21 protein-coding genes are annotated in these 26,306 nt (G+C 63.8%); 2 read left to right on the forward strand and 19 right to left on the reverse strand.

All coding sequences use genetic code 11. The annotated features are described in order from the left end of the window. Nucleotides 1-135: 135 nt before the first annotated feature. The 7 genes from A9O65_RS00980 to gbcB form a co-directional block, all read right to left on the reverse strand. Nucleotides 136-786: a sarcosine oxidase subunit gamma gene (locus tag A9O65_RS00980; protein WP_064699230.1), complete on the reverse strand. Its 651-nt coding sequence runs from the start codon at nucleotides 784-786 to the stop codon at nucleotides 136-138. After that, the gene (locus tag A9O65_RS00985; RefSeq protein ID WP_064701105.1) at nucleotides 779-3,817 is read right to left on the reverse strand and encodes a sarcosine oxidase subunit alpha family protein; all 3,039 of its coding nucleotides are present in this window, start codon (nucleotides 3,815-3,817) and stop codon (nucleotides 779-781) included. Before A9O65_RS00985 ends, A9O65_RS00980 begins: the two co-directional genes overlap by 8 nt. Next, complete coding sequence (locus A9O65_RS00990; protein WP_064699228.1) at nucleotides 3,814-4,173, reverse strand: sarcosine oxidase subunit delta; 360 nt, start codon at nucleotides 4,171-4,173, stop codon at nucleotides 3,814-3,816. Before A9O65_RS00990 ends, A9O65_RS00985 begins: the two co-directional genes overlap by 4 nt. Before the next feature lie 98 nt (nucleotides 4,174-4,271). Beyond that, entirely contained in the window at nucleotides 4,272-5,522 is a 1,251-nt protein-coding gene (locus tag A9O65_RS00995; RefSeq protein WP_064699227.1) for a sarcosine oxidase subunit beta family protein, read from the reverse strand. Between the two features lie 46 nt (nucleotides 5,523-5,568). Then, nucleotides 5,569-6,870, reverse strand: a complete 1,302-nt coding sequence (glyA, locus tag A9O65_RS01000; protein ID WP_064701106.1) for a serine hydroxymethyltransferase — start codon at nucleotides 6,868-6,870, stop codon at nucleotides 5,569-5,571. 293 nt (nucleotides 6,871-7,163) lie between these two features. Beyond that, nucleotides 7,164-8,204: a GlxA family transcriptional regulator gene (locus tag A9O65_RS01005; RefSeq protein ID WP_064699225.1), complete on the reverse strand. Its 1,041-nt coding sequence runs from the start codon at nucleotides 8,202-8,204 to the stop codon at nucleotides 7,164-7,166. Nucleotides 8,205-8,288: 84 nt separating this feature from the next. Beyond that, nucleotides 8,289-9,395, reverse strand: a complete 1,107-nt coding sequence (gene gbcB, locus A9O65_RS01010) for a glycine betaine monooxygenase reductase subunit (protein ID WP_064699224.1) — start codon at nucleotides 9,393-9,395, stop codon at nucleotides 8,289-8,291. A 331-nt stretch (nucleotides 9,396-9,726) separates the two neighbouring features. On the opposite strand from gbcB, the gene gbca reads away from it, so the two are divergent. After that, nucleotides 9,727-11,010, forward strand: coding sequence for a glycine betaine monooxygenase oxygenase subunit (gene gbca, locus A9O65_RS01015; protein ID WP_064701107.1), 1,284 nt, complete (start codon nucleotides 9,727-9,729; stop codon nucleotides 11,008-11,010). 56 nt (nucleotides 11,011-11,066) lie between these two features. Here gbca and A9O65_RS01020 read toward each other — a convergent pair whose 3' ends face one another. Further along, nucleotides 11,067-11,306 carry a hypothetical protein gene (locus A9O65_RS01020; RefSeq protein ID WP_064699222.1) on the reverse strand — a complete coding sequence of 80 codons (240 nt, stop codon included), beginning with the start codon at nucleotides 11,304-11,306 and terminating at the stop codon, nucleotides 11,067-11,069. A 184-nt stretch (nucleotides 11,307-11,490) separates the two neighbouring features. Then, complete coding sequence (gene fdhA, locus A9O65_RS01025; RefSeq protein ID WP_064699221.1) at nucleotides 11,491-12,684, reverse strand: formaldehyde dehydrogenase, glutathione-independent; 1,194 nt, start codon at nucleotides 12,682-12,684, stop codon at nucleotides 11,491-11,493. A 528-nt stretch (nucleotides 12,685-13,212) separates the two neighbouring features. On the opposite strand from fdhA, the gene A9O65_RS01030 reads away from it, so the two are divergent. Then, nucleotides 13,213-13,731, forward strand: coding sequence for an invasion associated locus B family protein (locus A9O65_RS01030; RefSeq protein ID WP_064699220.1), 519 nt, complete (start codon nucleotides 13,213-13,215; stop codon nucleotides 13,729-13,731). 91 nt (nucleotides 13,732-13,822) lie between these two features. Here A9O65_RS01030 and etfB read toward each other — a convergent pair whose 3' ends face one another. The 10 genes from etfB to A9O65_RS01080 all read right to left on the reverse strand — a co-directional run bounded on the left by etfB (nucleotide 13,823) and on the right by A9O65_RS01080 (nucleotide 26,235). Next, on the reverse strand, nucleotides 13,823-14,626 hold the full coding sequence (gene etfB / locus A9O65_RS01035) for an electron transfer flavoprotein subunit beta (protein ID WP_064699219.1): 804 nt from the start codon (nucleotides 14,624-14,626) through the stop codon (nucleotides 13,823-13,825). After that, the gene (gene etfA, locus A9O65_RS01040) at nucleotides 14,616-15,884 is read right to left on the reverse strand and encodes an electron transfer flavoprotein subunit alpha (RefSeq protein WP_064701108.1); all 1,269 of its coding nucleotides are present in this window, start codon (nucleotides 15,882-15,884) and stop codon (nucleotides 14,616-14,618) included. The genes etfB and etfA overlap by 11 nt, the downstream gene beginning before the upstream one ends. Further along, a complete protein-coding gene (locus A9O65_RS01045; RefSeq protein WP_064701109.1) occupies nucleotides 15,884-17,878 on the reverse strand; it encodes a (Fe-S)-binding protein in 1,995 nt (664 codons plus the stop codon). The genes etfA and A9O65_RS01045 overlap by 1 nt, the downstream gene beginning before the upstream one ends. A gap of 207 nt (nucleotides 17,879-18,085) precedes the next feature. Next, complete coding sequence (dgcA, locus tag A9O65_RS01050) at nucleotides 18,086-20,158, reverse strand: dimethylglycine demethylation protein DgcA (RefSeq protein ID WP_064699216.1); 2,073 nt, start codon at nucleotides 20,156-20,158, stop codon at nucleotides 18,086-18,088. Between the two features lie 11 nt (nucleotides 20,159-20,169). Beyond that, complete coding sequence (locus A9O65_RS01055) at nucleotides 20,170-20,718, reverse strand: DUF5943 domain-containing protein (RefSeq protein ID WP_064701110.1); 549 nt, start codon at nucleotides 20,716-20,718, stop codon at nucleotides 20,170-20,172. 77 nt (nucleotides 20,719-20,795) lie between these two features. Continuing rightward, complete coding sequence (locus A9O65_RS01060) at nucleotides 20,796-21,773, reverse strand: dipeptidase (protein WP_064699214.1); 978 nt, start codon at nucleotides 21,771-21,773, stop codon at nucleotides 20,796-20,798. A 142-nt stretch (nucleotides 21,774-21,915) separates the two neighbouring features. Continuing rightward, nucleotides 21,916-22,617, reverse strand: a complete 702-nt coding sequence (gene mtgA, locus A9O65_RS01065; RefSeq protein WP_064699213.1) for a monofunctional biosynthetic peptidoglycan transglycosylase — start codon at nucleotides 22,615-22,617, stop codon at nucleotides 21,916-21,918. Nucleotides 22,618-22,759: 142 nt separating this feature from the next. After that, a complete protein-coding gene (gbdR, locus tag A9O65_RS01070; protein WP_122983335.1) occupies nucleotides 22,760-23,902 on the reverse strand; it encodes a choline metabolism transcriptional regulator GbdR in 1,143 nt (380 codons plus the stop codon). A gap of 289 nt (nucleotides 23,903-24,191) precedes the next feature. After that, nucleotides 24,192-25,043, reverse strand: coding sequence for an S-formylglutathione hydrolase (gene fghA, locus A9O65_RS01075; protein ID WP_064699211.1), 852 nt, complete (start codon nucleotides 25,041-25,043; stop codon nucleotides 24,192-24,194). Between the two features lie 82 nt (nucleotides 25,044-25,125). Next, nucleotides 25,126-26,235 (reverse strand): S-(hydroxymethyl)glutathione dehydrogenase/class III alcohol dehydrogenase, encoded by a 1,110-nt coding sequence (locus A9O65_RS01080; protein ID WP_064699210.1) that lies wholly within the window; start codon nucleotides 26,233-26,235, stop codon nucleotides 25,126-25,128. Nucleotides 26,236-26,306: the final 71 nt, after the last annotated feature.

The raw sequence follows: 26,306 nt of genomic DNA on the forward strand, positions 1-26,306 counted from the left end.
AAGCCCCGGCCTCGTATCACGACGTGATGATGGAAACACTGATGCCAGCGTCACGCGGGACAATGTGCCAGCCTCACGGGACCCGGCACGAAGGGCAGTCCGGCGCACGTCGAACCAGGCTCGCGCACGCGTTGCCTAACGCTCGACGCCGATGGCGTACTCTTCCCCGGCATCCAGCAGCCAACGATAGACGTAGTCGGCGAAGCTACGCCGCACTACCAGCTCCCAGCGCTCCTCGGAAGGACGACGCAGGATCACCGAGGTCTTGGCAAACACCGTGGTCACGGCCTTGCCCACCGGAAAATGGCGCGGGTGTACGTCATAGATCACCGATTTCATCAGCAACTCGCTGGACGCCGCCCCCTCCAGTTCGAGCAGGGTCTGACCACCGCCGACATTGGCGATGGCGAAATGCGCATCGCCCAGGGCTTCACGCAGGCGGTTTTCCAGCTCGAACTCCTCGCCGCCGGGCACGATCAGCAGCCATTCGTCGGGCGATATCCACTGCACACTACGTTCGCCACTGGCGTCGACGACCAGCCCCTGCGGTTCACCAGGCAACGGCATGTCGAGTACCGAGCGCAGCGCCTCATCGAGGACGATGGCTCCGCCGCGCAGCACCAGGTGGCCGAGGAAGGGACGTTCCCGCAACACCGCGCCACTGTCCTTGCCGGGCGCCGGGGCGCCCGAACGTCGATAGGAATAGGCCAGCGGCGACTCTACCGGCACCTTGGCCTCGGTGCGGGTATCGAAGGTTTTGACCTTGTCATCAACAATGTTAGACATTCTGGCGCTCTCCCTTGGGATCGACGAAGATCGGGCTGACGATCTCGGCTTCGTGGACCTGGCCGTCGGCCATCGGTAGATAGACGGTCTCGCCCATCCGCTGCTGACCGCCCTTGACCACGGCCAGGGCGAAGCCGCTGTCCAGGGTCGGGCTGTAGTAGCTGGAGGTCACATGCCCCTTCATGGGCATGGGGATCGCATGGTCAGGATCGAAGACGATCTGCGCCCCCTCTTCCAGCACCACCTTGGGATCACGGGGTTTGAGTCCCACCAACTGCTTGCGGTCGGTGCGCGCGGTGTCCGGCCGCGTCAGGGCCCGCTTGCCGATCCAAGAGAACGGCTTGTCGTAACCGATCGCCCAGTGCATGCCCAAGTCCTCGGGCGTCACGGAGCCGTCGGTGTCCTGACCGGCGATGATGAAGCCCTTCTCGGCCCGCAGCACGTGCATGGTTTCCGTGCCATAGGGCGTCAGCTCGTACTTCTCCCCATGGGCGAACAAGGTCTCCCAGACATGCAGCGCATAGTTGGCCTGGACGTTGATCTCGTAGGCCAACTCACCGGTGAAGGAGATGCGGAATACCCGCGCTGGCACATCGGCCATCCGGCCCTCGCGCCAGTCCATGAACTTGAAGGCCTCGCGATCGAGATCGATATCGGTGATCTCGGCCAGCAGCTTGCGCGCTTCCGGGCCGGTCACGGTCATGGTCGCCCAATGGTCGGTCACCGAGTTGAAGTAGACCTCGAGTTCGGGCCATTCGGTCTGATGCCAGAGCTCCAGCCATTCCAGTACGGCCGCCGCACCACCGGTGCTGGTGGTCATCAGGAAGTGGTTCTCGCCCAGACAGCTGGTGGTGCCATCGTCCATCACCATGCCGTCGTCCTTGCACATCAGGCCGTAACGCACCCGCCCCGGAGCCAGCTTGGCCCACTTGTTGGTATAGACCCGTCCCAGGAACTCACGGGCATCCGGGCCCTGGATGTCGATCTTGCCGAGCGTCGAGGCATCGAGGATACCGACCTTCTCACGCACTGCACGGCACTCCCGAGCCACCGCCTCGCGCATGCTTTCCATGCGGCCCTCGATCCGGCGCGGGAAGTACCAGGGGCGCTTCCACTGACCGACATCCTCGAACTCCGCGCCATGTTCCACATGCCACTGGTGCATGGCGGTATAGCGCTCGGGATCGAACAACTCGCGGCAATGGCGCCCGACCACGGCCCCGAAGGTCACCGGCGTGTAGTTGGGACGGAACACCGTGGTGCCGACCTCCGGGATCGAACGCCCCAGGAAGCGCGCGGCGATGGCCATGCCATTGATGTTGCCGAGCTTGCCCTGGTCGGTGCCGAAGCCCATCGCAGTGTAGCGCTTGACATGCTCGATGGACTCGAAGCCCTCTCGGGTCGCCACCTCGATGGCGGCCGCTGTCACGTCGTTCTGCAGGTCGACAAACTGCTTCGGCCCACGCAGGGTCGGCTTTTCGTGAGGCACCTGATAGAGCGCCACCGGCTTGCCTTCCTGGCGCGCCGCGACCTGCGGCAGACTCGCCTCGACGGCGTCAAAGCCAGTCGCCACGGCCGCCTGACCACCGACGGCCCAGCCATCGGCCAACACTTCCGCCGTGGGATAGACTCCCCGAGCGCCCCCCGCGGCCTGTACGCCGTTCACCAGGTTGGGCACGAACCCGAGGATGTCCTCGCGCCAAGTGGGCCGGGCACCGGTATGCGATGCCAGATGGATCACCGGGCTGTAGCCGCCGGAGCTGGCGATGGTGTCGCAGTCGAGGGTCTCGGCTTCGCCGGCCACGCGGAAGCCTTCGAGATCCACCCGAGCCACACGGGCGCCGGTCACGCGGCTCTGGCCTCGGGCCTCGAGCACCGCCGCGCCGGGGATGATGCGAATACCCTTGGCGCGAGCCTGCTCGACCAGCTCCCCGCTGGGCTCGGCACGCGCATCGGCGATGGCCACGACCTCGCGTCCGCTTTCCGCCCAGTCGAGTGCGGCGCGATACGCGTGATCGTTACTGGTGGACAGCACCAGCTTGTTGCCCGGCACCACCCCGTAGCGACGAATGTAGGTCGAGACGGCACCGGCCTGGAGATTCCCCGGCACATCATTGTTGCCATAGACCAAGGGCCGCTCGTGGGCACCCGTGGCCAGCACCACCTGTCCCGCCCGGACGCGATGCAGGCGTGAACGCACCTGACGACGACCGCCTTTTTGGGGAGCTGTCTCGCCCAGATGTTCGGTACGCCGCTCATGGAGGGTCACGAAGTTGTGATCGTGATAACCGTTGGCCGTGGTGCGCGGCAGCAGCAGGACGTTGTCGAGCCCGGCGAGTTCTTCGACAGCCTCGGCCACCCACTGATCCGCCGGCCGCTCATCAAGCAACTCGCGGGAGTCGAGCAACGAGCCGCCCATTTCTTCCTGCTCGTCGGCCAGGATCACGAGCGCACCGCTGCGACCGGCCGCCAGCGCCGCCGAAAGCCCGGCTGGACCGGCGCCGATCACCAGCACATCGCAGTGGCGATTGAAGTGATCATAGATGTCCGGGTCCTTCTCCATCGGGCTTCGTCCGAGCCCGGCACTCTTGCGGATGTACTTCTCGTAGGTCATCCACATCGAGGCCGGCGCCATGAAGGTCTTGTAGTAGAACCCCGGCGGCATGAACTGGCCGCCCAGCTTGCCGATCACGCCCATCAGGTCGCGCTGCACATTGGGCCAGCCGTTGGTGCTGCGTGCCTCCAGGCCATCGAAGAGCGCCTGTTGCGTGGCACGCACGTTGGGCACCTGGGCCGCTTCGGTCGAGCCGAGCTGGACCACCGCATTGGGCTCCTCGGCGCCGGCGGCGACGATGCCCCGGGGCCGGGAATACTTGAAGCTGCGGTTGACGATGTCCACGCCATTGGCCAGCAGCGCCGAGGCCAGGGTATCGCCGGGATGCCCCCGATAGGTCTTGCCGTTGAAGGTGAAGCTCAGCTCACGGGAGCGGTCGAGACGCCCGCCCCGGGCGAGACGATTGGGCTGGCTCATGCTCGAACTCCTTCCTGCATCTGGGCGGTTGAGGTCTCGGCCTGGGCACCGGTCGATGCCTGACCATCACGGGATTCGGCCGTGATGGACGGCGCCTCGCCCATCCGGTAGGTCTCGAGGATTTCGTAGGTTGCCGTGTTGCGGGTGATATTGAAGAACTTGCGGCAACCCACGGCGTGGACCCACATTTCATGGTGGATACCGCGCGGATTGTTGCGGAAGAACAGGTAATCGCCCCACTCCTCGTCACTGCAGGATTCCGGATCTTCCGGCCGCACGATATGCGCCTCACCCTTGGGGTGAAACTCTTCTTCTTCCCGGTGCTCGCCGCAATACGGGCAATAGATATAAAACATGTCTTTTCCTCCATCACTCAGGATGAAAGCAAAATGGTTGTTCTGCGCTCACTGGTGCTGAACGACAGTCGTCGGACACGGACCCTTTTCGTCAGCGCCTAGTGGGCCACGCCGGCAGCGCCGTGCTCATCGATCAATGCCCCGGTATTGAAGCGGTCGATGGAGAACGGTGCGGCGAGCGGGTGCATCTCTCCCTTGGCGAGGCTGGCGGCGAACACATGGGCTGAACCCGGCGTGGCCTTGAAGCCTCCCGTTCCCCAGCCGCAGTTGAAGTAGAGCCCTTTCACCTTGGTCTTGGAGATGATCGGGCACGCATCGGGACAGGTATCGACGATGCCGCCCCACTGCCGGTTCATGCGTACCCGGGAGAAGATCGGGAACATCTCGACGATGGCCTGCAGGGTATGCTCCACGGTCGGATAACTGCCGCGCTGGCCATAACCGTTGTAGCCATCGATGCCGGCACCGATGACCAGGTCGCCCTTGTCCGACTGGCTGATATAGCCATGCACATGGTTGGACATCACCACGGTGTCGAGCACCGGCTTGAGCGGTTCGGACACCAGCGCCTGCAGTGGATGCGACTCCAGCGGCAGCTTGAGCCCGGCCATCTTCGCCAGTACCCCGGAGTTGCCGGCGGCCACGCAACCGACGGTCTTGGCCTCGATGTCACCGCGATTGGTATGCACGCCGTAGACCTGGCCATCGCGAATCTTGAAGCCGGTAACCTCGGTCTGCTGCAGGATGTCCACGCCGAGCGCATCGGCACCGCGGGCATAGCCCCAGGCCACGGCATCGTGACGCGCCACCCCGGCGCGGGGCTGCCATGATGCCCCCATCACTGGATACCGGGCGTTCTTGGAGCAATCCATGATCGGCACCAGTTCCTGCACGCCCTTGGCATCGAGCACCTCGCCGTCGATGCCGTTCAGGCGATTGGCGTTGACCCGGCGCTGGATGTCGCGCATGTCCTGCAGGGTATGCCCGAGATTGAGCACGCCGCGCTGCGAAAACATGACGTTGTAGTTGAGGTCCTGGGACAGCCCTTCCCAGCGCTTCATCGAATGTTCGTAGAGCGCGGCGGCTTCATCCCACAGGTAGTTGGAACGCACGATGGTGGTGTTGCGCGCCGTGTTGCCGCCACCCAGCCAGCCTTTCTCGATCACCGCCACATTGCGGATGCCGAATTCCTTGGCCAGATAATAGGCCGTGCCCAGGCCATGGCCACCCCCACCGACGATGATCACATCGTACGCCTTCTTGGGAGTGGGGTTGCGCCACTGGCGCTGCCAGTTCTCGTGATGGCTCAGTGCGTGCTTGACCAGCCCGAAGCCTGAATAACGTTGCATTGGGATCTCTCCTACTGGATTCCCGCCCTGGCGGGCGGGAAGGGCGTCACGCGATGGAGGCGGCGTCGGCTTGGCTTTCCCGAGGCGCACCGTAGACCGGATGACGAGCACACAGCTCGGCGACCTTGCCGCGCACCTCGGCTTCGATCTCGGTGGTGTCCTCTTCCTTGGCCAGCACATCGAGGATGTCGCAGATCCAGCCGGCCAGGGCCACGCAATCCGCTTGATCGAAGCCACGCGTGGTCACCGCCGGGGTGCCGATGCGCAGCCCCGAGGTCACGAAGGGGCTCTGGGGATCATTGGGAACCGCGTTCTTGTTGACCGTGATATTGGCACGACCCAGGGCGGCATCCGCGCCCTTGCCGGTCACGCCGAGCTTGATCAGCGATACCAGGAAGAGGTGGTCGTCAGTGCCGCCGGATACCACATCACAGCCGCGCTCGACGAACACTTCGGCCATGGCGCGGGCGTTGTCGATGACCCGCGCCTGATAACGCACGAAGTCCTGGCTCATGGCCTCGCGGAAGGCCACCGCCTTGGCGGCGATGACATGCATCAGCGGACCGCCCTGCTGGCCGGGGAAGACCGCGCCGTTGAGCTTCTTGTAGAGTGCCTCGTCGCCGCTGGCGGAGAGGATCAAGCCACCACGCGGCCCCCGCAGGGTCTTGTGGGTGGTGGTGGTCACCACATGCGCATGGGGCAACGGGCTCGGATAATGACCGGCGGCCACCAGACCCGCGACGTGCGCCATGTCGACCAGCAGCCAGGCGCCAACGGCATCGGCGATATCGCGGAAGCGGCGCCAGTTGATCACCCGGGAATAGGCCGAGAAGCCGGCGATGATCAGCTTGGGCTGGTGTTCGTGCGCCAGGCGCTCGACTTCCTCGTAGTCGATCTCGCCGGTCTCGGGATTCAGGCCGTACTGCACGGCGTTGTAGTGCTTGCCGGAGAAGTTCGGCGCCGCCCCATGGGTCAGGTGACCGCCGTGAGCCAGGCTCATGCCCAGCACGGTGTCACCCGGCGAGACCAGCGCCATGAAGGCCGCTGCGTTGGCCTGGGCACCAGAGTGCGGCTGGACGTTGGCGTAATCGGCGCCGAACAGCGCACAGGCCCGCTCGATAGCCAGGCGCTCGACCACATCGACGTGCTCGCAGCCACCATAGTAGCGCTTGCCGGGATATCCCTCGGCATACTTGTTGGTCAGATGAGTGCCCTGAGCGGCCATGACCTGCGGACTGGCATAGTTCTCCGAGGCGATGAGCTCGATGTGGGCTTCCTGTCGCGCCACTTCGTCAGCAATGGCGGCGGCGATCTGCGGATCGGTCTGGGTAAGGTTGTTGTCGTTCATGGCATCACCTGAGGGTTGACTTCACAACGTTAAGAAAAAGTGGATCGCCAGGTATTCTGGAAGCGACACCGTCATCGTCGACCGAGACACCCGGCCGCGATCCGTTCTCCGTTGCCTCATTAATAGCCAACCCGGACGCTCAGCGATTGAACGTATGCGACAACTTTAACGCCATATTCACGACTGGCCGCGCAACATACTGTTCAGGGCGATATTTTTCTCGCCAAAAGATTGAATATCTCCACCACTCCACGGAGACCAACTCCCCCGAGGCACACCCTCGCGGTTCGCTGTCACGCCTCCTGGGCAGGGCGTGATTCAATATGCAGGAAGAAGGGATCGACCTGGATCGCTTCGCGTCCCGAGGCCGTCTTGCGCACCGTGGAAGGCGTGGCACCGAAGGCATCACGAAAGTGGCGGGAAAAGTGCGCCGTGTCGGAGAAACCGCAGCGCTCACCGATCTCGGTCACGCTCTTGGCGGTATAGTGCAGCAACCAGAGGCCATAGCGCAGACGCAGGTCTCGAGCGAACTTCTGCGGACCGACACCGAGCTCGTCGCGGAACTTGCGTTCGATATTGCGGCGCGACGTTCCTACCCGACGAGCCAGCTCATCCACCGTGATCACCTCGCCGAGATGCTGTTCGATGATACCGATGGCGCGTCGCACCACGCGATCCTCCACCTTGTCGAAGACCACTGGTTGCGGCTGGGGATGATCACCGCGACGCACCTCGTCGATGAGCATGATATGCAAGCTCTTCATGGCCCAGGCCTTGCCCAGGTGGCGCTCCACCAGATAGGCCGCCAGATCGGCGGCGGCGGTGCCGCCGGCGCATGTCAGCCGATTGCCGTCGTCGACGAACAGCCGATCCGCCACCGGCTCGATATCGGGGAAGCGCCGTGTCAGGTCGCCATGGTGGTACCAACTGACACAACAGCGCCGCCCGCCCATCACGCCCGCCTTGATCAGCGCAAAGACTCCGGTGCAGACGCCGATGAGCGGCACGCCCGCACGAGCCGCCCGACGCAGGTAGGCAATCGCCGTCTCGTCCACATCATCATGCTCGTCCTGCACGCCACCGATGGTCACGATGTAGTCGAACTCCGTCGGCTCGCGAAAGGCTGTACAGGGCGTGATCGCCGCCCCGCAACTGGAAATGGCATCCTGCCCCGCGCTGGTCATGAACACCCAATGGCAGCGTAGTTGCCGACTCCGGTCGCCTTCGTCCGCCGCCAGACGCAGGCAATCGACGAAGGCCGCGAAGGGCAGCATGGTGAAACGACGCAACAGCACGAAGCCGACGGAAAGCGGTGGCGCAAGGGAATCGGTCATGAGGGCCTCTCGAACGGAACGACCGGGAGCGCTTCAGTCTCCCGGTCGTTGAACAATGACGCAAACCCCGGCAGGGCAGTCGTCTCAGAAGTCCACCACGACATCGCCCAACGGCTTGCTGCAGCAGGAGAGAATGTAGCCCTCCTCGATGTCCTCTTCGGTGATGCCGCCATTGTGCTCCATATCCACCTGGCCGGAGGACAGCCCCACTCGACATGTGCCACAGATTCCCATGCCACATGCCTTGGGAATGTGCAGGCCGAGCTTGGAGGCAGCGGCATGCACGGTCTCGCTGGGCAGAATCTTGACACTCTTGCCGGTGGAGCTGAACTCCACGGTGACCAGATCGGCGGCATCGACTTCTTCCGCCTCGGCCTCGGCCTGCTCGACGTTCTCGATGACTTCTTCCTGGACGTCCATCGGCGTGGCGCCAAAGGACTCCTCATGGTAGTGGTCCATGTTGAAGCCGTTGGCCTTCAGCAACTGCTTGACGGCATTCATGTAAGGCGTGGGACCACAGCAGAAGATCTCCCGGTCCATGAAGTCCGGCGCCATCAGCTCGAGCATCGCCTGATTCAGGTAACCACGGAACCCCGACCAGGCCTCGCCCAGCTCGTCACCCCGCTCGCAGACGATATGCAGCTTGAACTCGGGAATCCGCGAGAAGATGTGCTCCAGTTCACGATGAAAGATCAGATCCTTGGGCGTACGCGCGCTGTGCACGAACTGCAGATCGACGGCGGCATTGGTATCGAACAGCCAGCGCACCATGGACATCAACGGCGTGATGCCGACACCACCGGAAAGCATCAGTATCTTGTCGGTCGGATAGTCGATGATGTTGAAGTTGCCGACCGGCCCATGCACCGCCAGTTCGTCGTTGATGCTCAGGTTGTCGTGCAGCCAGTTGGACACCACGCCGCCCGGCATGCGCTTGACGGTGATCGAGAAGCTGTAGGGAACCGACGGGGAACTGGAAATGGTGTAGGAGCGCATGATCGGCTCGCCATTGATCTCCAGTTCCAGGGTGACGAACTGCCCCGGCTTGAAGAAGAACATGACCGGCTGTTCGGCCATGAAACAGAAGGTACGGGTATCCCAGGTCTCCTGGATCACCTTGACGCAACGCACCAGATGGCGGCCATTGGTCCAGGTCTGGGTGGTGACGGGGTTAAGAAAGTTCATTGTCATCGTCGCGTCGCCTAGGCTGCAGCATGGAGGTGTCCGACCGCGGTGCCCGCCTGCCGTTGAGCGAATTCTGCGCAGCCCCTCGCTTGTCGGCTTGCCTGTCAGCGACACAGGCATATCCATGGCATCCAGAGATACCAATTTTTCTTACATCTGGCGTCGCAACTGCATCGACTCGCGTCGTCGGCAGACAACCCCCGCTTCTGACGCTGTTCCACACTCGCTGCCAATCCGCCACGACCTACACCGTCGCGCGGCCCGCACGACCCTGACCGGCTCCCCCAACCTACAATCCCGAGGTCACGCGAGTGACCCTGCAATGAGGAAGTGCTTCATGGATTCCCTGTCCTTTGCCCGTCTGGATGACCCCCTGGCCACGGCCCGCGATGCCGCGGCTGAGATGTTGACGCAGCGCCATCGCCGCTTCTCGTTGCCACAGCCGTTCTACAACGACGAACGGTTGTTCCAGTTGGATATCCAGGAGATCTTCTCGAAGGAATGGCTGTTCGCCGGCCTGACCTGCGAGCTTCCCTCCAAGGGCAACTTCATCACCCTGGAGATCGGGGACAATCCGGTTGTCATCGTGCGCGGCAACAAGGGCGAGATACATGCCTTCCACAATGTCTGCCGGCACCGTGGTTCGCGGCTGTGCCTGAAGGAGAGCGGCAAGGTCGCCAAGCTGGTCTGCCCCTACCACCAGTGGACCTATGAACTCGACGGGCGGCTGCTGTTCGCCGGCACCGACATGGGCGAGGATTTCGATCTTTCCGCCTACGGCTTGAAGCCCGTGCACGTCAGGACCGCCGGCGGCTACATCTTCATCAGCCTGGCCGAACAGCCTCCGGCCATCGACGAGCTGCTGGAGTCCCTGGAGCATTATCTCGCCCCCTATGACATGGACAACGTCAAGGTGGCCGTGGAATCCAGCATCGTCGAGCAGGCCAACTGGAAACTGGTGATCGAGAACAACCGGGAGTGCTACCACTGCAACGGCGCGCACCCGGAACTGCTCAACTCCCTGCAGGAATTCGACGACAGCGAGGATCCTCGCGCCACACCGGCCTACAAGGAACTGGTGGCGCGCAAGCAAGGGGAATGGCAAGCCATGGGCGTGCCCTGGCAGCTCAAGCGGTTGGGCCGACGCAATCGCCTGACCCGCACGCCGCTGCTGGACGGTACCGTCTCGATGACCATGGATGGCAAGCAGGCCTGCCAGAAGCTGATGGGAAATGTGCCAAGCCCCGACCTCGGCGTGTTACGCATCCTCCACCTGCCCAATTCCTGGAACCATTTCATGGGGGATCACGCCGTGGTCTTCCGCGTCCTCCCGCTGGGACCGCAAAAAACCATGGTGACCACCAAGTGGCTGGTGCATAAGGATGCCGTCGAGGGCGTCGATTACGATCCCGAGCGGATGCGCCGCGTCTGGGACGCTACCAACGACCAGGATCGTCGTCTCGCCGAGGAGAACCAGCGCGGCATCAACTCCTCCGCCTACGAACCGGGCCCCTACTCCGAGACGTTCGAATTCGGCGTGATCGACTTCGTCGACTGGTACAGCGAACGCATGCTGGAAAACCTCGGCTACACCTCCCACCTGGCCCTGGCCGAAGGATGACCGCCACCTGACGATATCGCCGGCCCCTTACGGGGCCGGCGGCATTCAGGGTCGCATCAACGCAACCCGGGCAGCAAAAAGCGCTCGATGGCCGCCCTCACCGAGGGCAGCAACACATCCGTCTTGCCCATCATTTCGCGCACCAGGTCCTGGAGTCCAGGCACCCCCACGTCCATATGCTTGCGCAACGCCATTCGTGCACAGGTCTCGGGACAGGCGTGTTCAGGGATGCGCACTCCCAACTCAACCAGCCGGTCGCGGAAATCGTCCCCATCGATCAGCTCAACGATCATCATCGCATCATCCTCCCTTCGGCCATCGCCGCATCGACGTATCCCGGCGTGACGCTGGGCCGCGCGATGCACGTGACGCTTGCTCTTGACGAAGACTGGCATCGCCCCGCAGGACTGGCAATGCCAAAAGAGGTCCACCCGGGAAACCGGATGGACCTCGTCGAGCCATCATGTCGTCGACTGTGTCTCAGGCAGCGACGCTGCCATGAGGATCCATGACGAATTTCTTCGCCGCGCCACCGTCGAAGTCGGCATACCCCTTGGGCGCCTCATCCAGGGTGATCATCTGAACATTGACCGCATCAGCGATCTTGACCTTGTCGAACAGGATCGCCTGCATCAACGGACGGTGATATTTCATGACCGGGCACTGACCGGTATGGAAGGAATGGGACTTCGCCCAACCCTGGCCGAAGCGCATGCTCAAGGAGCCTTGCTTGGCGGCTTCGTCAGCGGCGCCGGGATCTTCGGTCACATACAGGCCCGGAATGCCGATCTTCCCGCCGGCACGCGTCAGCGACATGGCGGAGTTCAGCACGGCCGCGGGCGCTTCCTTGCCGTGGTTGCAGCCACAGGCGTGGGCCTCGAAACCGACGCAGTCGACGAAGGCATCGACCTCGCGCTCGCCCAGGATCACCTCGATCTTGTCGGCCATGTCGCCATCCTGGGTCAGGTCGATGGTCTCGCAGCCGAAGCTACGGGCCTGTGCCAGACGCTCCTCGATCATGTCGCCGACGATGACGCAGGCCGCGCCCAGCAGCTGTGCAGATACCGCCGCGGCTAGACCGACCGGACCGGCGCCGGCGATGTAGACAGTGCTGCCCGGGCCAACGCCAGCAGTGACGCAGCCATGGAAGCCAGTGGGGAAGATATCGGACAGCAACGTCAGGTCACGGATCTTCTCCATCGCCTGATCGGCATCCGGGAATTTCAGCAGGTTGAAATCCGCATAGGGCACCATGACGTAGTCGGTCTGGCCACCGACCCAACCACCCATGTCGACATAACCGTAGGCAGCACCGGGACGGGCCGGATTGACGTTGAGACAGATACCGGTCTGGCCTTCCTTGCAGTTACGGCAGCGACCACAGGCGATATTGAAGGGTACCGAGACCATATCGCCCGGCTTGAGGAACTCGACATCGCGTCCGGTTTCAATGACGATTCCGGTGATTTCGTGGCCGAGAACCAGCCCCTCGGGGGCCGTGGTGCGGCCTCGTACCATATGCTGGTCACTGCCACAGATGTTGGTGGTCACGACCTTTAGAATCACGCCGTGCTGGCATTTGCGGTTGCCAAGCGCAAGTTCCGGGTAGGGAATCGACTCGACAGCGACTTGCCCTGGACCCTTGTAGACGACACCGCGGTTGGCTGTGCTCATGGTTATCTTCCTTCGGCTTGTGGTGAGAGGCGGAAGCTCCGCCTCTCGACCATAGCCCCTCCACGGAAGCGCACTGTTCCCAGCGAGTCACCGCCATGTCAAAACGAGACATCCGTCATGACACAGCGTCGGCCACCTGCCCGGGACGGCCCTGCAGGCCGAGAGGCAAGCGCATGCCGCGATGGGGACGCCCCTATCCCGGCCTCTTCCTTCGATCATTCGACGCACACCACCGTCAAGCCATCCAGAGGCCATTGTCGCCAGCGACGCCATCGAATGTCTCGACGCGCCACTCGGCCGACGTTTTCGCCCCGTTCACGATACGCTGGTTGCCCGGCACGGGGCATTGATTTACAAAGTGTCTCGGGATGATGAGTGGTGCGTTTCCGGTCACGGCACGGGCATCGAATCGGCCCGATACGGAAAGCCACCGACATTGCCTCCTGGCGCATTCGCCACGGAGGTGATAGTCATGTTGAACTACCCCAGCGATATGGACTCGCTGCCACCTACAGGAGATTGCCGAATATGTTTGACCGCCTCGCGCCACGCCTCTGTCTCGTCGCGCTGCTTTCACTGCTGGCCTTCGCGCCGCAGGCCTTCGCCCAGCAACAACCGACGGGCAATGCCAACGTCACTACCGAGCAGTACCAGGATTGGGAAGTGATCTGCCCGCAGGATGCCAGCCAGGGGCCCTGCACCATGAACCAGATCATCACCAATGCCGACAGCGACCAGCCGTTGATGCGCGTGGTCATCGCCAACCCGCCTCAAGCCGATACGCCCGTGATGACCTTCCTGATGCCGCTGGGCGTCCGCCTGGCGCCGGGCCTGCAACTCAGCGTCGATAACGGCGAACCGGTGCAGTTCCCCTATCAGGTCTGCCAGCAACAAGGCTGCCGTGCCGACGTACCCCTCCAGCCCTCGCTGCTGCAAGGCCTGCGTGGCGGCACCACGGCAACCCTGAGCCTGATCGCACCGAACGGTCAGCGCATGGACCTGGATATCTCGCTGATGGGCTTCACCGACGCCATGGCCCAGATCTGATATCGAAGCTCGCCCGACCTCGGAACGCAAAAACGGCGGCCCTCTCAGGCCGCCGTTTGCGTTTCGTTCAAGCGCCTCACGGGCTGGCGTGTCAACGCAGAACCTCTTCCTCGCGCAGCAGCTTCAGAATTGCCTCGGCCCCCTGTTCCGGCGTGACATCTGTCAGTACCTGACCGCCCCCGCCTTCGGCCTTGGCCGCGGCAGCCTTGAAGCGATCCCGCGCCGAGGCTGCCTTGACGATCTTCAGGCGCTTGGGGCGCTTGCGGGCGGGCTGCACCTGCCATTCGGCCCATGCCTCGTCGCGACTGACCGGGCCCGCGATCGTCTCGAAGGTGCCACGGCGCGCCGGTCCATAAGCGCTCTGGCGAGGCGCGGGAGCCGCGCCGTCGACGGTGACGATAGCCGGCAGGCGCACCTTGAGACGCCGCCGCTGCCCGCGCGGCAGGGCTTGTAGCAGGGTCGCCACACCATTCTCGACGCTTTCCACCGCCGCCAAGCCACTTACCAGGGGCCATCCGAGACGCTCGGCCAGCAGGTAGGGCAACAATCCCGACCCTTCTCCCCGCTCGGCGCGCTCGCCGGTAATCACCAGCTGTGGCATGGCCGCGTCCAGGGTTTCGGCAAGCGCAGGCAGCACATCGGCGCCCTCCGGCTGCTCGAGCAACGAGAGTTCGGAGAAGCCCATGCCCAGGTAGCCACGCAACGCCGGCTCACTCGCCTCTGCCAGTTCACCGGCATGCAGCAGGCTCACTTCAGCGTCCGCCAGCGACCGCGCCAGCTCAACGCCCCGGGCGTCTTGATCGGCACGCCTCGCCCGGCCGGTCACCGGATGACGCCCGATGGAAACCAGCACCGTCACTTCCAGCGCCGGCGTCATGGTGGTGTCAGGCTGCATCGCGTTTCTCCTCTCGCGCTTGTTCCACCAGGCTGACCAAGGCCTCGAGTATCCGGGCCGAGTCGCCGATCACCGCCAGATCGGCGCGCTTGATCATGTCGCACCCCGGGTCCATGTTGATCGCCACGACCTTCTCGCACGTCTGGATGCCCTGCAGGTGCTGGATGGCACCACTGATGCCCACGGCCACATAGACCCGAGCCGTCACCCAGGTGCCGGTGGCGCCCACCTGACGATCGCGCGCCATGAAGCCATCGTCCACCGCCACCCGGGACGCCCCTTCGGTCGCCCCCAGCACCTCGGCGGCGTGATGAAAGCCTTCCCAGTCCTTGACGCCGTTACCGGCAGACAGGATGAACTCGGCCTCGGACAGGGCGACGCCGGATGGATCGACGGGCACCTGGCCGAGATCCTCGATACGCGACAGCATCGATGGCAATGGCTGGGGCAAGGCCAGTTCAACGGCGGCATGGCGCGTCTCGCTGACCGGCTCGGCACACTCGGCCAGGGCCAGCGCGACCCGTGGCAGGGGGCGCTGGATATCTACCGACTCCGCCGCTCCCCGCGCCGTACAACGCCATCCCGACGGCACTTCAGTATCCGCCTCGACTTGCCAGACTCCTGTTGCCGGCCGCTCGCCGAGACGCGCCGCCAGGCGTCGTCCCATCTCGCCGCCGCCCAGCTTGGAGTCCGGCAACAGCCAATGCCGCGGCGCCCAGGCCTGCTCGACCACTGCCAGGGCCCCCAATCGCGCCTCGGGCGCATAGCCCGCCACGTCCGGCGAGTCGAGATGCAGCAGGCGATCGATGCCCGCCTCGCCAAAGCTCGTCTCCTTGTGGGGACCGAAGATGACGGCCACGACGGCGCCCTGATCCTCCGGGTCCGCATCGGCAAGACGGCGAGCCAGACCGAGCAGATCCCGGTCATGGCCGCTCAGGCGGCCGCCGGCCATGTCCGGCACCACCAGTACCGAGAAGGCCGGCTCGTCGATCTCGACCAGTGGCTTCTGGACCACGGTCGACGTCGCGGCCCCGGCACCGGCCACGCCCTGCTGCGCCCCGCTGCGATCGATTCGCTTGATACCATTGGGGCCGATGAAGCCTATCGCATGAGGGTTGCGCCGAAGCACACCGTTCGGCCCCATCCATTCGCTGGCCGCCCCCTGGCCCAGTTCCGCCAGAACTTCCAGGTGCTGCGGATGCAGACGATTGCGGGCAATCCATTCCTTGCGCGGGTCGCGCCGTTTGATCTCACTCATCACGCCACCTCCTCAGCCAACGGCTGCCGGGTCGACGCCGGTCCAGGCGTGCTGGAGGGCGTACTGTCGACCAGTGCATCCGCCACCAGCTCGGCGATATCGCGGACCTCGGCGTCGCTGTCGACCACGCCTTCCAGCATGGCCGTGCACTGCGGACAACCGACGGCGACCAGATCGGCACCTGTTTCCTGGACATCGCCCATGCGCATGTCGGGAATTCGCTGCTTGCCCGGCACATCGGTAATCGGCGCGCCGCCGCCACCGCCGCAACAGCGCGAGCGGAAGCCAGAACGTTGCATCTCGGCCACCTCGATGCCCAGCGCCTTGAGCACATTGCGCGGCGCCTCGAATTCGCCGTTGTAGCGCCCCAGATAGCAGGGATCGTGATAGGTCACACGCCCCCCTTTCCATGCTCGGAAGGTCAGGCGCCCGGCGTCATACAGCTCGGCGATGAAGGTGCTGTGATGGAAAACGTCATAGTCGCCACCCAGTTCGCCGTACTCGTTGCCCAGGACATGAAAGCTGTGCGGGTCGCAGGTAATGATGCGATCGAAACGATACTTCGACAGCGTGGCAATGTTGCGGCGGGCCAGCGACTGGAAGGTCGCCTCATCGCCCAGCCGTCGCGCCACGTCACCGCCGTCGCGTTCTTCGTCGCCCAGCACCGCGAAATCGACGCCGGCAGCACGCAGCACCTTGATCAGGGCACGCAGGGTCCGCTGGTTGCGCATGTCATAGGCACCGTCACCCAGCCACAGCAGCACGTCGGCTTCTCCACGCTGGGACATCAGCGGCAGCTCGAGGTCGGCAGCCCAGTGCATCCGGGCGCCGGGGTCGAAGCCGCCAGGGTTGTCGGTGGCGATCAAGTTGTCGAGCACTTCGGCCCCCTTGCCGGGTGTCTGGCCGTGTTCCAGCGTCAGAAAGCGCCGCATGTCGACGATGGCATCGACGTGCTCGATCATCATCGGACATTCCTCGACGCAGGCCCGACAGGTGGTACAGGACCACAGCGTTTCGGCGTCGACCAGCGCCTTGCCTTCCCGAGCCACGATGGGGCCATGGGGCGAGCCGTGATGCTCGCCCACGGGACGGTCAGGATAGGGGCTGCCGGCATATCCGGCGTCGCTGCCACCGGCCAGGCCCACCACCATGTCCTGGATCAGCTTCTTGGGGTTGAGCGGCTGGCCGGCAGCGAAGGCCGGGCACACTGCCTCGCAACGCCCGCATTGCACGCAGGCATCGAACCCCAGCAACTGGTTCCAGGTGAAATCGGCGGGCTTCTCGACACCGAGTGGCGCTTCCGGGTCCTCGAGGTTCAGGGCCTTGAGACCGGTCGAGCGTCCTTCGCCCCCTCGCCGGGTGGAAAAGCGTTCGGGCCGACGGTGGAAGGCCAGATGCAGCGCTCCGGCAAAGGCATGCTTCATCGGGCCGCCCCAACCCATGCCGACCAGCATCTCGGCAAGCCCCCAGGTCACCAGCAGCGCCAGCAGAAGGGTCAAGATAACGCCCCCCGCGCCAGCCAACAGGCCTTCGGGCAGCAGGCCGACACTGGGCAGGGTGATGACGAACACGCTCAACGAGAAGGCCATCAGGCTCTTGGGCAAGCGCATCCAAGGGCCACGGGAAAGGCGAGCCGGCGGGTTCAGACGACGGCGCGCCACGAAGAGGCTGCCGACGAACATGGTGGCGCTGGCCAACAGCAACAACCAACCGAGCACCCCTTCGGCCAGTCCCAGCCCGTGGACCAGGATCATCAGCACGGCGGCGGCAACGAAACCGCCGGCGGTGGCCACATGGGTATTGGACATCACCTTGTCCCGCGCCACGACATGGTGCAGATCCACCAGGTAACGACGCGGCATGGCGGCGAGTCCCTTGAGCAAGTCGACCCGAGCGGGCCGCCCCTGGCGCCACAGGCGCACGCGCCGCGCGGCACCGATCGCCGCCAGTGCCAGCGCGGCGGCGATCAGGATCGGCAGGAGGATATCGAGCATCTCGTCTCACCTCACGAACATGGAGTTGTTATCGATGCGTTCCGACGCAGGTAAAGAAAGCGCCTGACACATTCGCCTCGATGGGCGGGAAAGCGTCATGGGCAACGGCCAGGCCAGGCGAAGGCCAGCGAGTCAGCGGCGTGGGCCGGAAGCCCATGAGCCTGACAGCCGACCTTCGACAACGCCTGGCCAGTGCAACAGCTTTCCTCAGAAGTCCTTGCAGAGACGCAGGGCATCGTAGATCGCCGCATGCGTATTGCGCGGCGAAGTGCAGTCTCCCAAGCGGAACAGCAACAATCCGTCACCTCCCTCCGACAGGCAGGGTTGTGGCTGAGCGGCGTAGAGCGCTTCGAGGTCCACCTGACCCTTGTTGCGCGACTGGGGCTTGAGGGCATAGTAGAGCGTCTCATCGGGGCGCACGCCGTTCTCCACCACGACCTGATCGACCACGCGCTCTTCCTGGGCACCGGTATACTCGTTCTCGAGTACCGCCACCAGCGATTCGCCCTCGCGGTAGACCTTGTGGAGCCCCAGGTCGGAGGACATGATCACCTCCTTCTCGTAGAGGCTACGATAGTAGGTCGGGAAGGTGGTGCCACCCACCGCGGAACCCGGCTTGATATCGTCGGTGACGATCTCGACCTTGGCCCCCTTGTCGGCCAGATAGTCCGCCGCCGAGACGCCGGAAAATTCGCAGATGGTGTCGTAGATCAAGACGTTCTTGCCCGGCTCGACGCGGCCTTCGAGAACATCCCAGGTACTGACCACCAGACTCTTGTCGGGATCTTCGTCGTAGCCCCACTCCTCGTGCTGATCGAGGAAGGGACGTCCCCCCGTGGCCAGCACCACGACGTCCGGGCGCAAATCGAGGATGGTGGCCTCGTCGGCCCGCGTCCCCAGGCGCTGATCGACGCCCAGCCGCGCCAGCTCGAGTTGATACCAGCGGGTGATACCGGCGATCTGATCGCGCTGCGGTGCCTTGGCAGCGATGGTGATCTGGCCACCGAGCTGCTCGGCGGCTTCGAACAGCGTCACCTCGTGCCCACGCTCAGCGGCGACACGAGCCGCTTCCATGCCACCGGGACCACCGCCCACCACGACCACGCGACGCTTGGGCCCTTCCGTGACCTCGATCTCGTGCGGCATTCCCAGATACTCGCGGGAGGTGGCGGCATTCTGGATGCACAACACATCCAGGCCCTGATACTGACGATCGATGCAGTAGTTGGCGCCCACGCACTGCTTGATCTGATCGACCTGGTCCATCTTGATCTTGGCGATGAGGTGCGGATCGGCGATATGCGCCCGGGTCATGCCCACCAGATCGACATGCCCGCCCTCGAGGATCCGATTGGCCTGATTGGGATCCTTGATGTTCTGGGCGTGGATCACCGGGACCTTGACCACCTCCTTGATGCCCGCCGCCAGGTGCAGGAAGGGCTCCGGCGGATAGGACATGTTGGGGATCACGTTGGCCAGGGTATCGTGCGTATCGCAGCCGGAGCCGACCACGCCGAAGAAGTCGACCTGGCCTGTGGCATCGTAGTAGGCGGCGATCTGCTTCATGTCCTCGTGGGACAGGCCGTCCGGATGGAACTCGTCACCACAGATGCGCATGCCCACCACGAAATCGTCACCCACTTCCTCGCGAACGGCCTTGAGCACCTCCATGCCGAAGCGCATGCGGTTCTCGAAGCTGCCGCCCCATTGGTCGGTACGCTTGTTGACCCGGGGGCTCCAGAACTGGTCCATCAAGTGCTGGTGGACGGCGGAAAGCTCGACACCATCCAGCCCGCCTTCCTTGGCACGACGCGCGGCCTGGGCGAAATCGCCGACGATGCGCCAGATATCTTCTTCTTCAATGGTCTTGCAGGTCGAGCGGTGAACGGGTTCGCGGATGCCCGACGGCGACAGCAGGTGCGGCCAGTCGAAGCCATCCCAGCGCGAACGACGCCCCATGTGGGTGATCTGGATCATGATCTTGCCGCCGTGCTTGTGCACGGCTTCCGACAAGTTCTGGAAGTGCGGAATGATCCGATCGGTGGCGAGATTCACCGAACTCCACCAGGCCTGGGGACTATCGATCGACACCGGCGAGGAGCCGCCACAGATGCACAGGCCACAGCCGCCCTTGGCCTTCTCTTCGTAGTACTTGACGTAACGTTCCGTGGTCATGCCGCCATCGGTGGCATGGACTTCGGCATGGGCGGTGCTCACCACCCGGTTACGAATGGTCAGGTTGCCGATCTGGATCGGCTGGAACATCGCATCGAACGCCATGGTCTCTCTCCTCAGCCTTGATCCCGGGTATCGCGCGGCACGGTGACGAAGTAGCCAACGTCACAGCCCTCTTCAGCGGCGCTCTGGGTTTGTTCCGCGATGGTGCGCAGCTGACTGCCCCGTGCGGCGAGGATCTGGTCCATGGCACCGGCGAACCACCCGGTGAACATGTACTCGACCCGGCGCCCGACCTTGCCCAGTTGGTAGACAAAGGCGCTATGCTCAAGACGTACCCGGCAGGTACCAGCCTCGAGGTCGATGTGCTCGGTGATGAACAGGCCCCAGCCACGCTGGGAAAGACGCGTCATGTAGTGCTCGAAGACCGCCTCATCCTTCAGACCATGCAGCTCCGCTTCCTTCTCGCACCAGTGCCAGGCGCTCTTGTAGCCGGCATGATAGAGAATGTCGGCATAGGTCTCGACACCGAGCGCTTCTTCGACGGCCACATGATTGTTGATGAAGAAGTGGCGCGGCACGTAGAGCATCGGCAACGCATCGGTGGTCCAGACGCCGGTCTCGGCATCCACCTCAATGGGCAGTTCAGGAGCCATCTTGGTCACGGTGTTGTTCCTCAAACTTGCTGATTATTGTGGTAGGGCTTCAGGTAGCATGAGCGCTTGCGGCTGTCGCCGGCGTCTCACTCACCCCAGACGTCCTTGAGCACGCGCACCCAGTTCTCCCCCATGATCTTGCGTACCTGGGGCTCGCTGAAGCCGCGTCGCAGCAACGCCTCGGTGAGGTTGCCGAACTCGCCGATGGTACGAATGCCTTCGGGATTGATGATCTCGCCGAAGCGGGTCAGGCGACGGGCATAGCCCTTGTCGTGGGTCAGCCACTCGAAGAAATTATGGTCCTGGCCCTGGGTGAAGTCGGTGCCGATGCCGATGGCGTCCTCACCGACGATGTTCATCACGTACTCGATGGCCTCGACATAGTCGTCGATAGTGGCGTCGACACCCGCCCGCAGGAAGGGAGTGAACATGGTCACGCCGACGAAACCGCCATGGTCAGCGATGAACTTCAGTTCCTGGTCGGACTTGTTGCGCGGATGGTCCTTGAGCCCGGACGGCAGGCAGTGGGAGTAGCAGACCGGTTTCTCGGAGGCCTCGATGACTTCGGTGGAGGTCTTCTCGCCGACATGGGAGAGGTCGCACATGATGCCCACGCGGTTCATTTCAGCGACGATCTCGCGACCGAACCCGGACAGGCCGCCGTCGCGCTCGTAGCAGCCGGTCCCCACCAGATTCTGGGTGTTGTAGCACATCTGCACGATGCCGACGCCGAGACGCTTGAAGACCTCGACGTAGCCGATCTGGTCCTCGAAGGCATGGGCATTCTGGAATCCGTAGATGATGCCGGTCTTGCCTTCTTCCTTGGCTCGAGTGATGTCCGCCGTGGTACGCACGGGACGGACCAGGTCACTGGACTCGGCCAGCAGGGCGTTGGTCGCGACGATATTGTTGACGGTGGCCTGGAATCCCTCCCAGACGGAGACGGTGCAATTGGCAGCGGTCAGCCCGCCCTTGCGCATGTCCTCGAAGAGTTCGCGATTCCACTTGGCGATGATCAGACCATCGATGACGATGGCGTCCTGGTGCAGCTCGGCAGGGGTCATGACAGGGCTCCGGTTGATGCATGATCATGCCGGCAGCATAGCCCTCGCCCCCCTCGCCCCGGCGCCTGGGAGCGACCGGGAAAATCCCAAAAACGTCACGAGCGTCGTGATCGCGACAGCTTGCGTGTCGAGGTGGAGAAGCTCACAGGCGATCCAGGTAGGCAGGCCCCAGATTGCGCATCTGGCCACGGATCCAGTCGCTACGTTGCAGGACGTAAGCACCGGGACGAGAGGCGCTCCAGCCGCGGGGATTGGGAAGGATCGCCGCCAGGCGGCTGGCCTGGACTGGCGTCAACTCGGCGGCAGAGACCCCGAAATAGTGTTGCGCCGCCGCCTCCAGGCCGAAGACGCCGTTGTCCCATTCGGCGATATTGAGGTAGACCTCGAGAATGCGCTCCTTGGGCCAGAGCAACTCGAGGAGCAGGGTGAACCACGCCTCGAGCCCCTTGCGCACCCAGTTGCGGCCGGTCCAGAGAAAGAGGTTCTTGGCGGTCTGCTGGCTGAGCGTGCTGGCACCGCGCAGGGCATCGCCACCCAGGCTCGCCATCACGGCACGCCGCAACTCGACGAAGTCGAAGCCATGATGATCCGGAAACCGCTGATCCTCGGCGGCGATCACCGCCAGCTTGGCGTTGTCGGAAAGCTGCGGCCAGGGACGCCACTGCTGGCGAATATCCAGGGATTCACCGGCGAGCCAGGCCTCCACCTTGCGCTCGATCATCACCATGGAGCCGGCTACCGGCACCACCCGGAACATCAGGACCAGCAGGACGGACAGCCCCACCCACCCCAGCAGCGCGAGCCCCAGGACGCGTGCCGCCCGTCGCAGCCATTCCCGCATCATGTCTCTCTCGGAAAACGCTGCCGCAATGGTCGAGCGTCATGAAGGCCAGCCCCCATACCTGACGGGCCCAAAGGATAGCCGCCAGGCAAGGCGGCTATCGAGAGGCGATTGACGTGCATAGGCATTTAGGCAGTGTGTCCCCTCACGTTCTCAATCTCACGCTGGCATAGGTCGGCTCGCCCCGAGCCTGGTCCAGGGCCGTCATGGCGGCGGAGACCGGTTCATTGGGCAAGGCTTCGAACGCGGCCGCTGACTGCAGCATCGATGCCGCGTCCTGGCCAAGTCGCACCGGGGGCACCAGCTCCACGGCGCTGCTGCTCAGCCGTTCGTCACGCGGCGGGATACCGAAGTACTCGCGATAGCACTTGGAAAAGTGCGGCGTCGACACGAAACCGCAGGCCGAAGCGACCTCGATGATCGACATCGGGGTCTGCTTGAGCAGTTGGCGAGCCCGAGTCAGGCGCAGTTTAAGGTAGTAGCGCGAGGGTGAGCAATGCAGGTTCTTCTGGAACAGGCGCTCCAGCTGACGCCGCGAGACATTCACGTAATCGGCCAGTTCATCGAGGCTGATCGGCTCTTCCAGGTTCGCCTCCATCAGCGCCACGATCTCCAGCAGCCGTGGCTGGGTGGTACCCAGCACATGCTTGAGCGGCACGCGCTGCTGGTCCTGCTCGCCGCGCACGCGGTCGTAGATGAACATCTCGGAGATACCTGCCGACAGTTCACGCCCATGGTCCCGTCCGATCAGCGTCAGCATCATGTCCAACGGCGCCGTGCCACCGGAGGACGTGGCCCGATCGCGATCGATGGAGAACAACCGGGTGGTCAAAGCAACCTTGGGGAACGCTTCCTGCATGGCAGCCAGGCACTCCCAGTGGACGCTGGCCTCGAAGCCATCCAGCAACCCCGCCCGGGCCAGCGCCCAACTGCCCGTGCACACCGACCCCAGGCGACGAGAGCGGCGCGCCTGGGACTGCAGCCAGCCGACGTGCTCGCGCTGGACACTACGCTGCGGGGCCACACCGCCGCAGACGATCACCGTGTCCAGTGCCAGCGGTACCGTGGTGGAAGCATCCGGCGTAACCTGCAGCCCATCGCTGGCACTCACCGGGCTGCCATCCAGGCTCAACGTGTACCAGCGATAGAGCTCTCGACCGGCCAGCTGGTTGGCCATGCGCAGCGGCTCGATGGCCGAGGCCAGCGAGATCAGGGTGAAATTCTCCAGCAGAAGAAACCCCAGGGTCTGGGGCGCGGCCTTCGGAGAGGCCTGGGCAGTGGTTGTCATCATGAAACTCCAGCACGGTTATCGTGGACCATCTTGTTATTGTCGACAGGCGCCTGACGCCGTTGACCGAGCCGTCTGTCGCGATCAGACAAGCTCACCCCGGAATGTAATCCTTGTGTCGTTTTCTGGCATGTCAAATTTGCCTATCAGCGCCCCCTTTCCCGGTATCCTGCGACAATGGTGTCGGTTTTGAGCACGCGGGAGACGCCCGTGGATACGACACGACATCCCCAAACGAAAGCGCCGGCCCAGGATCGGGCCGGCGCGGGTCGGAATGACAATGCCCGTACTAAGCGCGCAGGCGTTCGGCGTGATAGCGCAGGTGATCATCGATGAAGCTGGCGATGAAGAAGTAGCTATGGTCATAGCCGGGCTGACGTCGCAGCGTCAACGGATGATCATGTTCGGCGCATACCGCCTCCAGCCGCGCGGGGCAAAGCTGTTCGTCCAGGAAGTCATCGGCCTCGCCCTGGTCGATGAACAGCGGCTGGCGAGAGGCGCCGCGCGCCACCAGCTCACAGGCATCGTACTGGGTCCAGCGGCTGACATCCTCGCCCAGATAGGCGCTGAAGGCCTTTCGCCCCCAGGGACACTGGGTCGGATTGACGACCGGGGCGAACGCCGACACCGAGCGATAGTGGCCGGGGCGACGCAGCGCCATGATCAGGGCCCCGTGCCCGCCCATGGAATGCCCACTGATCGACTCGCGACCATTGACCGGGAAATGCTGACGCACCACCGACGGCAGCTCCTCGGCCACATAGTCATACATCCGGTAGTGATCCTTCCAGGGCGCCTCGGTGGCATTGACGTAGAACCCGGCACCGGAGCCGAAGTCGTAACTGTCATGCTCGCCCGGCAGGTCCAGGCCGCGAGGGCTCGTGTCAGGGCAGACGATGGCGATACCCAGCTCGGCGGCCAGGCGCTGGGCACCAGCCTTCTGCATGAAGTTCTCGTCGGTGCACGTCAGCCCCGACAGCCACCACAGCAGCGGCACACGCTCGGTTTCGGCCTGAGGCGGCAGATAGATGGCGAACACCATCTCGCAGTCCAGCGCTCGGGAACGATGGCGGTAACGCTTGTGCCAGCCACCGAAGCTGCGGTTGGCCGAGACCAGCTCCAGATGCTCGGTCATGGTCATGGGAGACTCCTCATATGGTTGCGCGGCCTCGCGCGTATCACATCCCGCGTGCGCGGCATCGGCACTTCAATACGGACGCGCTTCAATAATGCAGCACGGTGCGGATGCTCTCGCCTCGATGCAACAGGTCGAAGGCCTCGTTGATCTCCTCGAAAGGCATGTCGTGAGTGATGAAGTCGTCGATATTGATCTCGCCGTTCATGTAACGCTCGACATAACCCGGCAGTTCGGTGCGCCCCTTGACGCCACCGAAGGCAGAGCCTTTCCAGACGCGACCGGTCACCAGCTGGAACGGGCGGGTGGAAATCTCCTCGCCGGCACCGGCCACGCCGATGATGATCGACTCGCCCCAGCCCTTGTGGCAGCACTCCAGCGCTGAACGCATGACGTTGACATTGCCGATGCATTCGAAGGAGTAATCGACACCGCCGTCGGTCAGGTCAACGATCACCTCCTGAATGGAGGCCGAGTAATCCTTGGGATTGACGAATTCGGTGGCACCGAACTGCTCGGCGAGCTGGAACTTCTCCGGATTGACGTCGATGGCGATGATGCGGCTCGCCTTGGCCATTACCGCGCCCTGGATCACCGCCAGGCCGATGGCCCCCAGGCCGAAGACCGCTACCGTCGAGCCCGGCTCCACCTTGGCGGTGTTCATGACCGCGCCGATACCGGTGGTGACGCCGCAACCCAGCAGGCAGATCTTGTCCATGGGCGCCTGCTTCGATACCGAAGCCAGCGACACCTCCGGCAACACGGTGTACTCGCTGAACGTGGACGTGCCCATGTAATGATGCAGCGGCTTGCCTTCCAGGGAGAAACGGCTGGTGCCATCCGGCATCACGCCCTTGCCTTGAGTGGCACGCACGGCGCCGCACAGGTTGGTCTTGCCGGACAGGCAGAACTTGCACTGGCCGCATTCGGCCGTATACAGCGGGATGACATGGTCCCCCGGGCGCAGGCTGGTGACGCCCTCGCCGACTTCCTCGACGACCCCGGCACCCTCATGACCCAGCACCGCGGGGAAATTGCCCTCCGGGTCGGCACCGGACAAGGTATAGGCGTCGGTATGGCAGACACTGGTCGCGGCCATGCGCACCAGCACCTCACCAGCCTTGGGGCCCTCGACATCGATCTCGGTCAACTGCAGGGGCTGGCCCGCTTCCAGGGCAACGGCGGCACGAGACTTCATGGTCCATCCTCTCGGTGGGTGATTGGCATCACCCAAGTCTAGGCAAGAGAGACCGTCGGTATAAACTGCAT

The organism is Halomonas caseinilytica, from assembly GCF_001662305.1.
Taxonomy (GTDB): Bacteria; Pseudomonadota; Gammaproteobacteria; order Pseudomonadales; family Halomonadaceae; genus Halomonas; species Halomonas caseinilytica.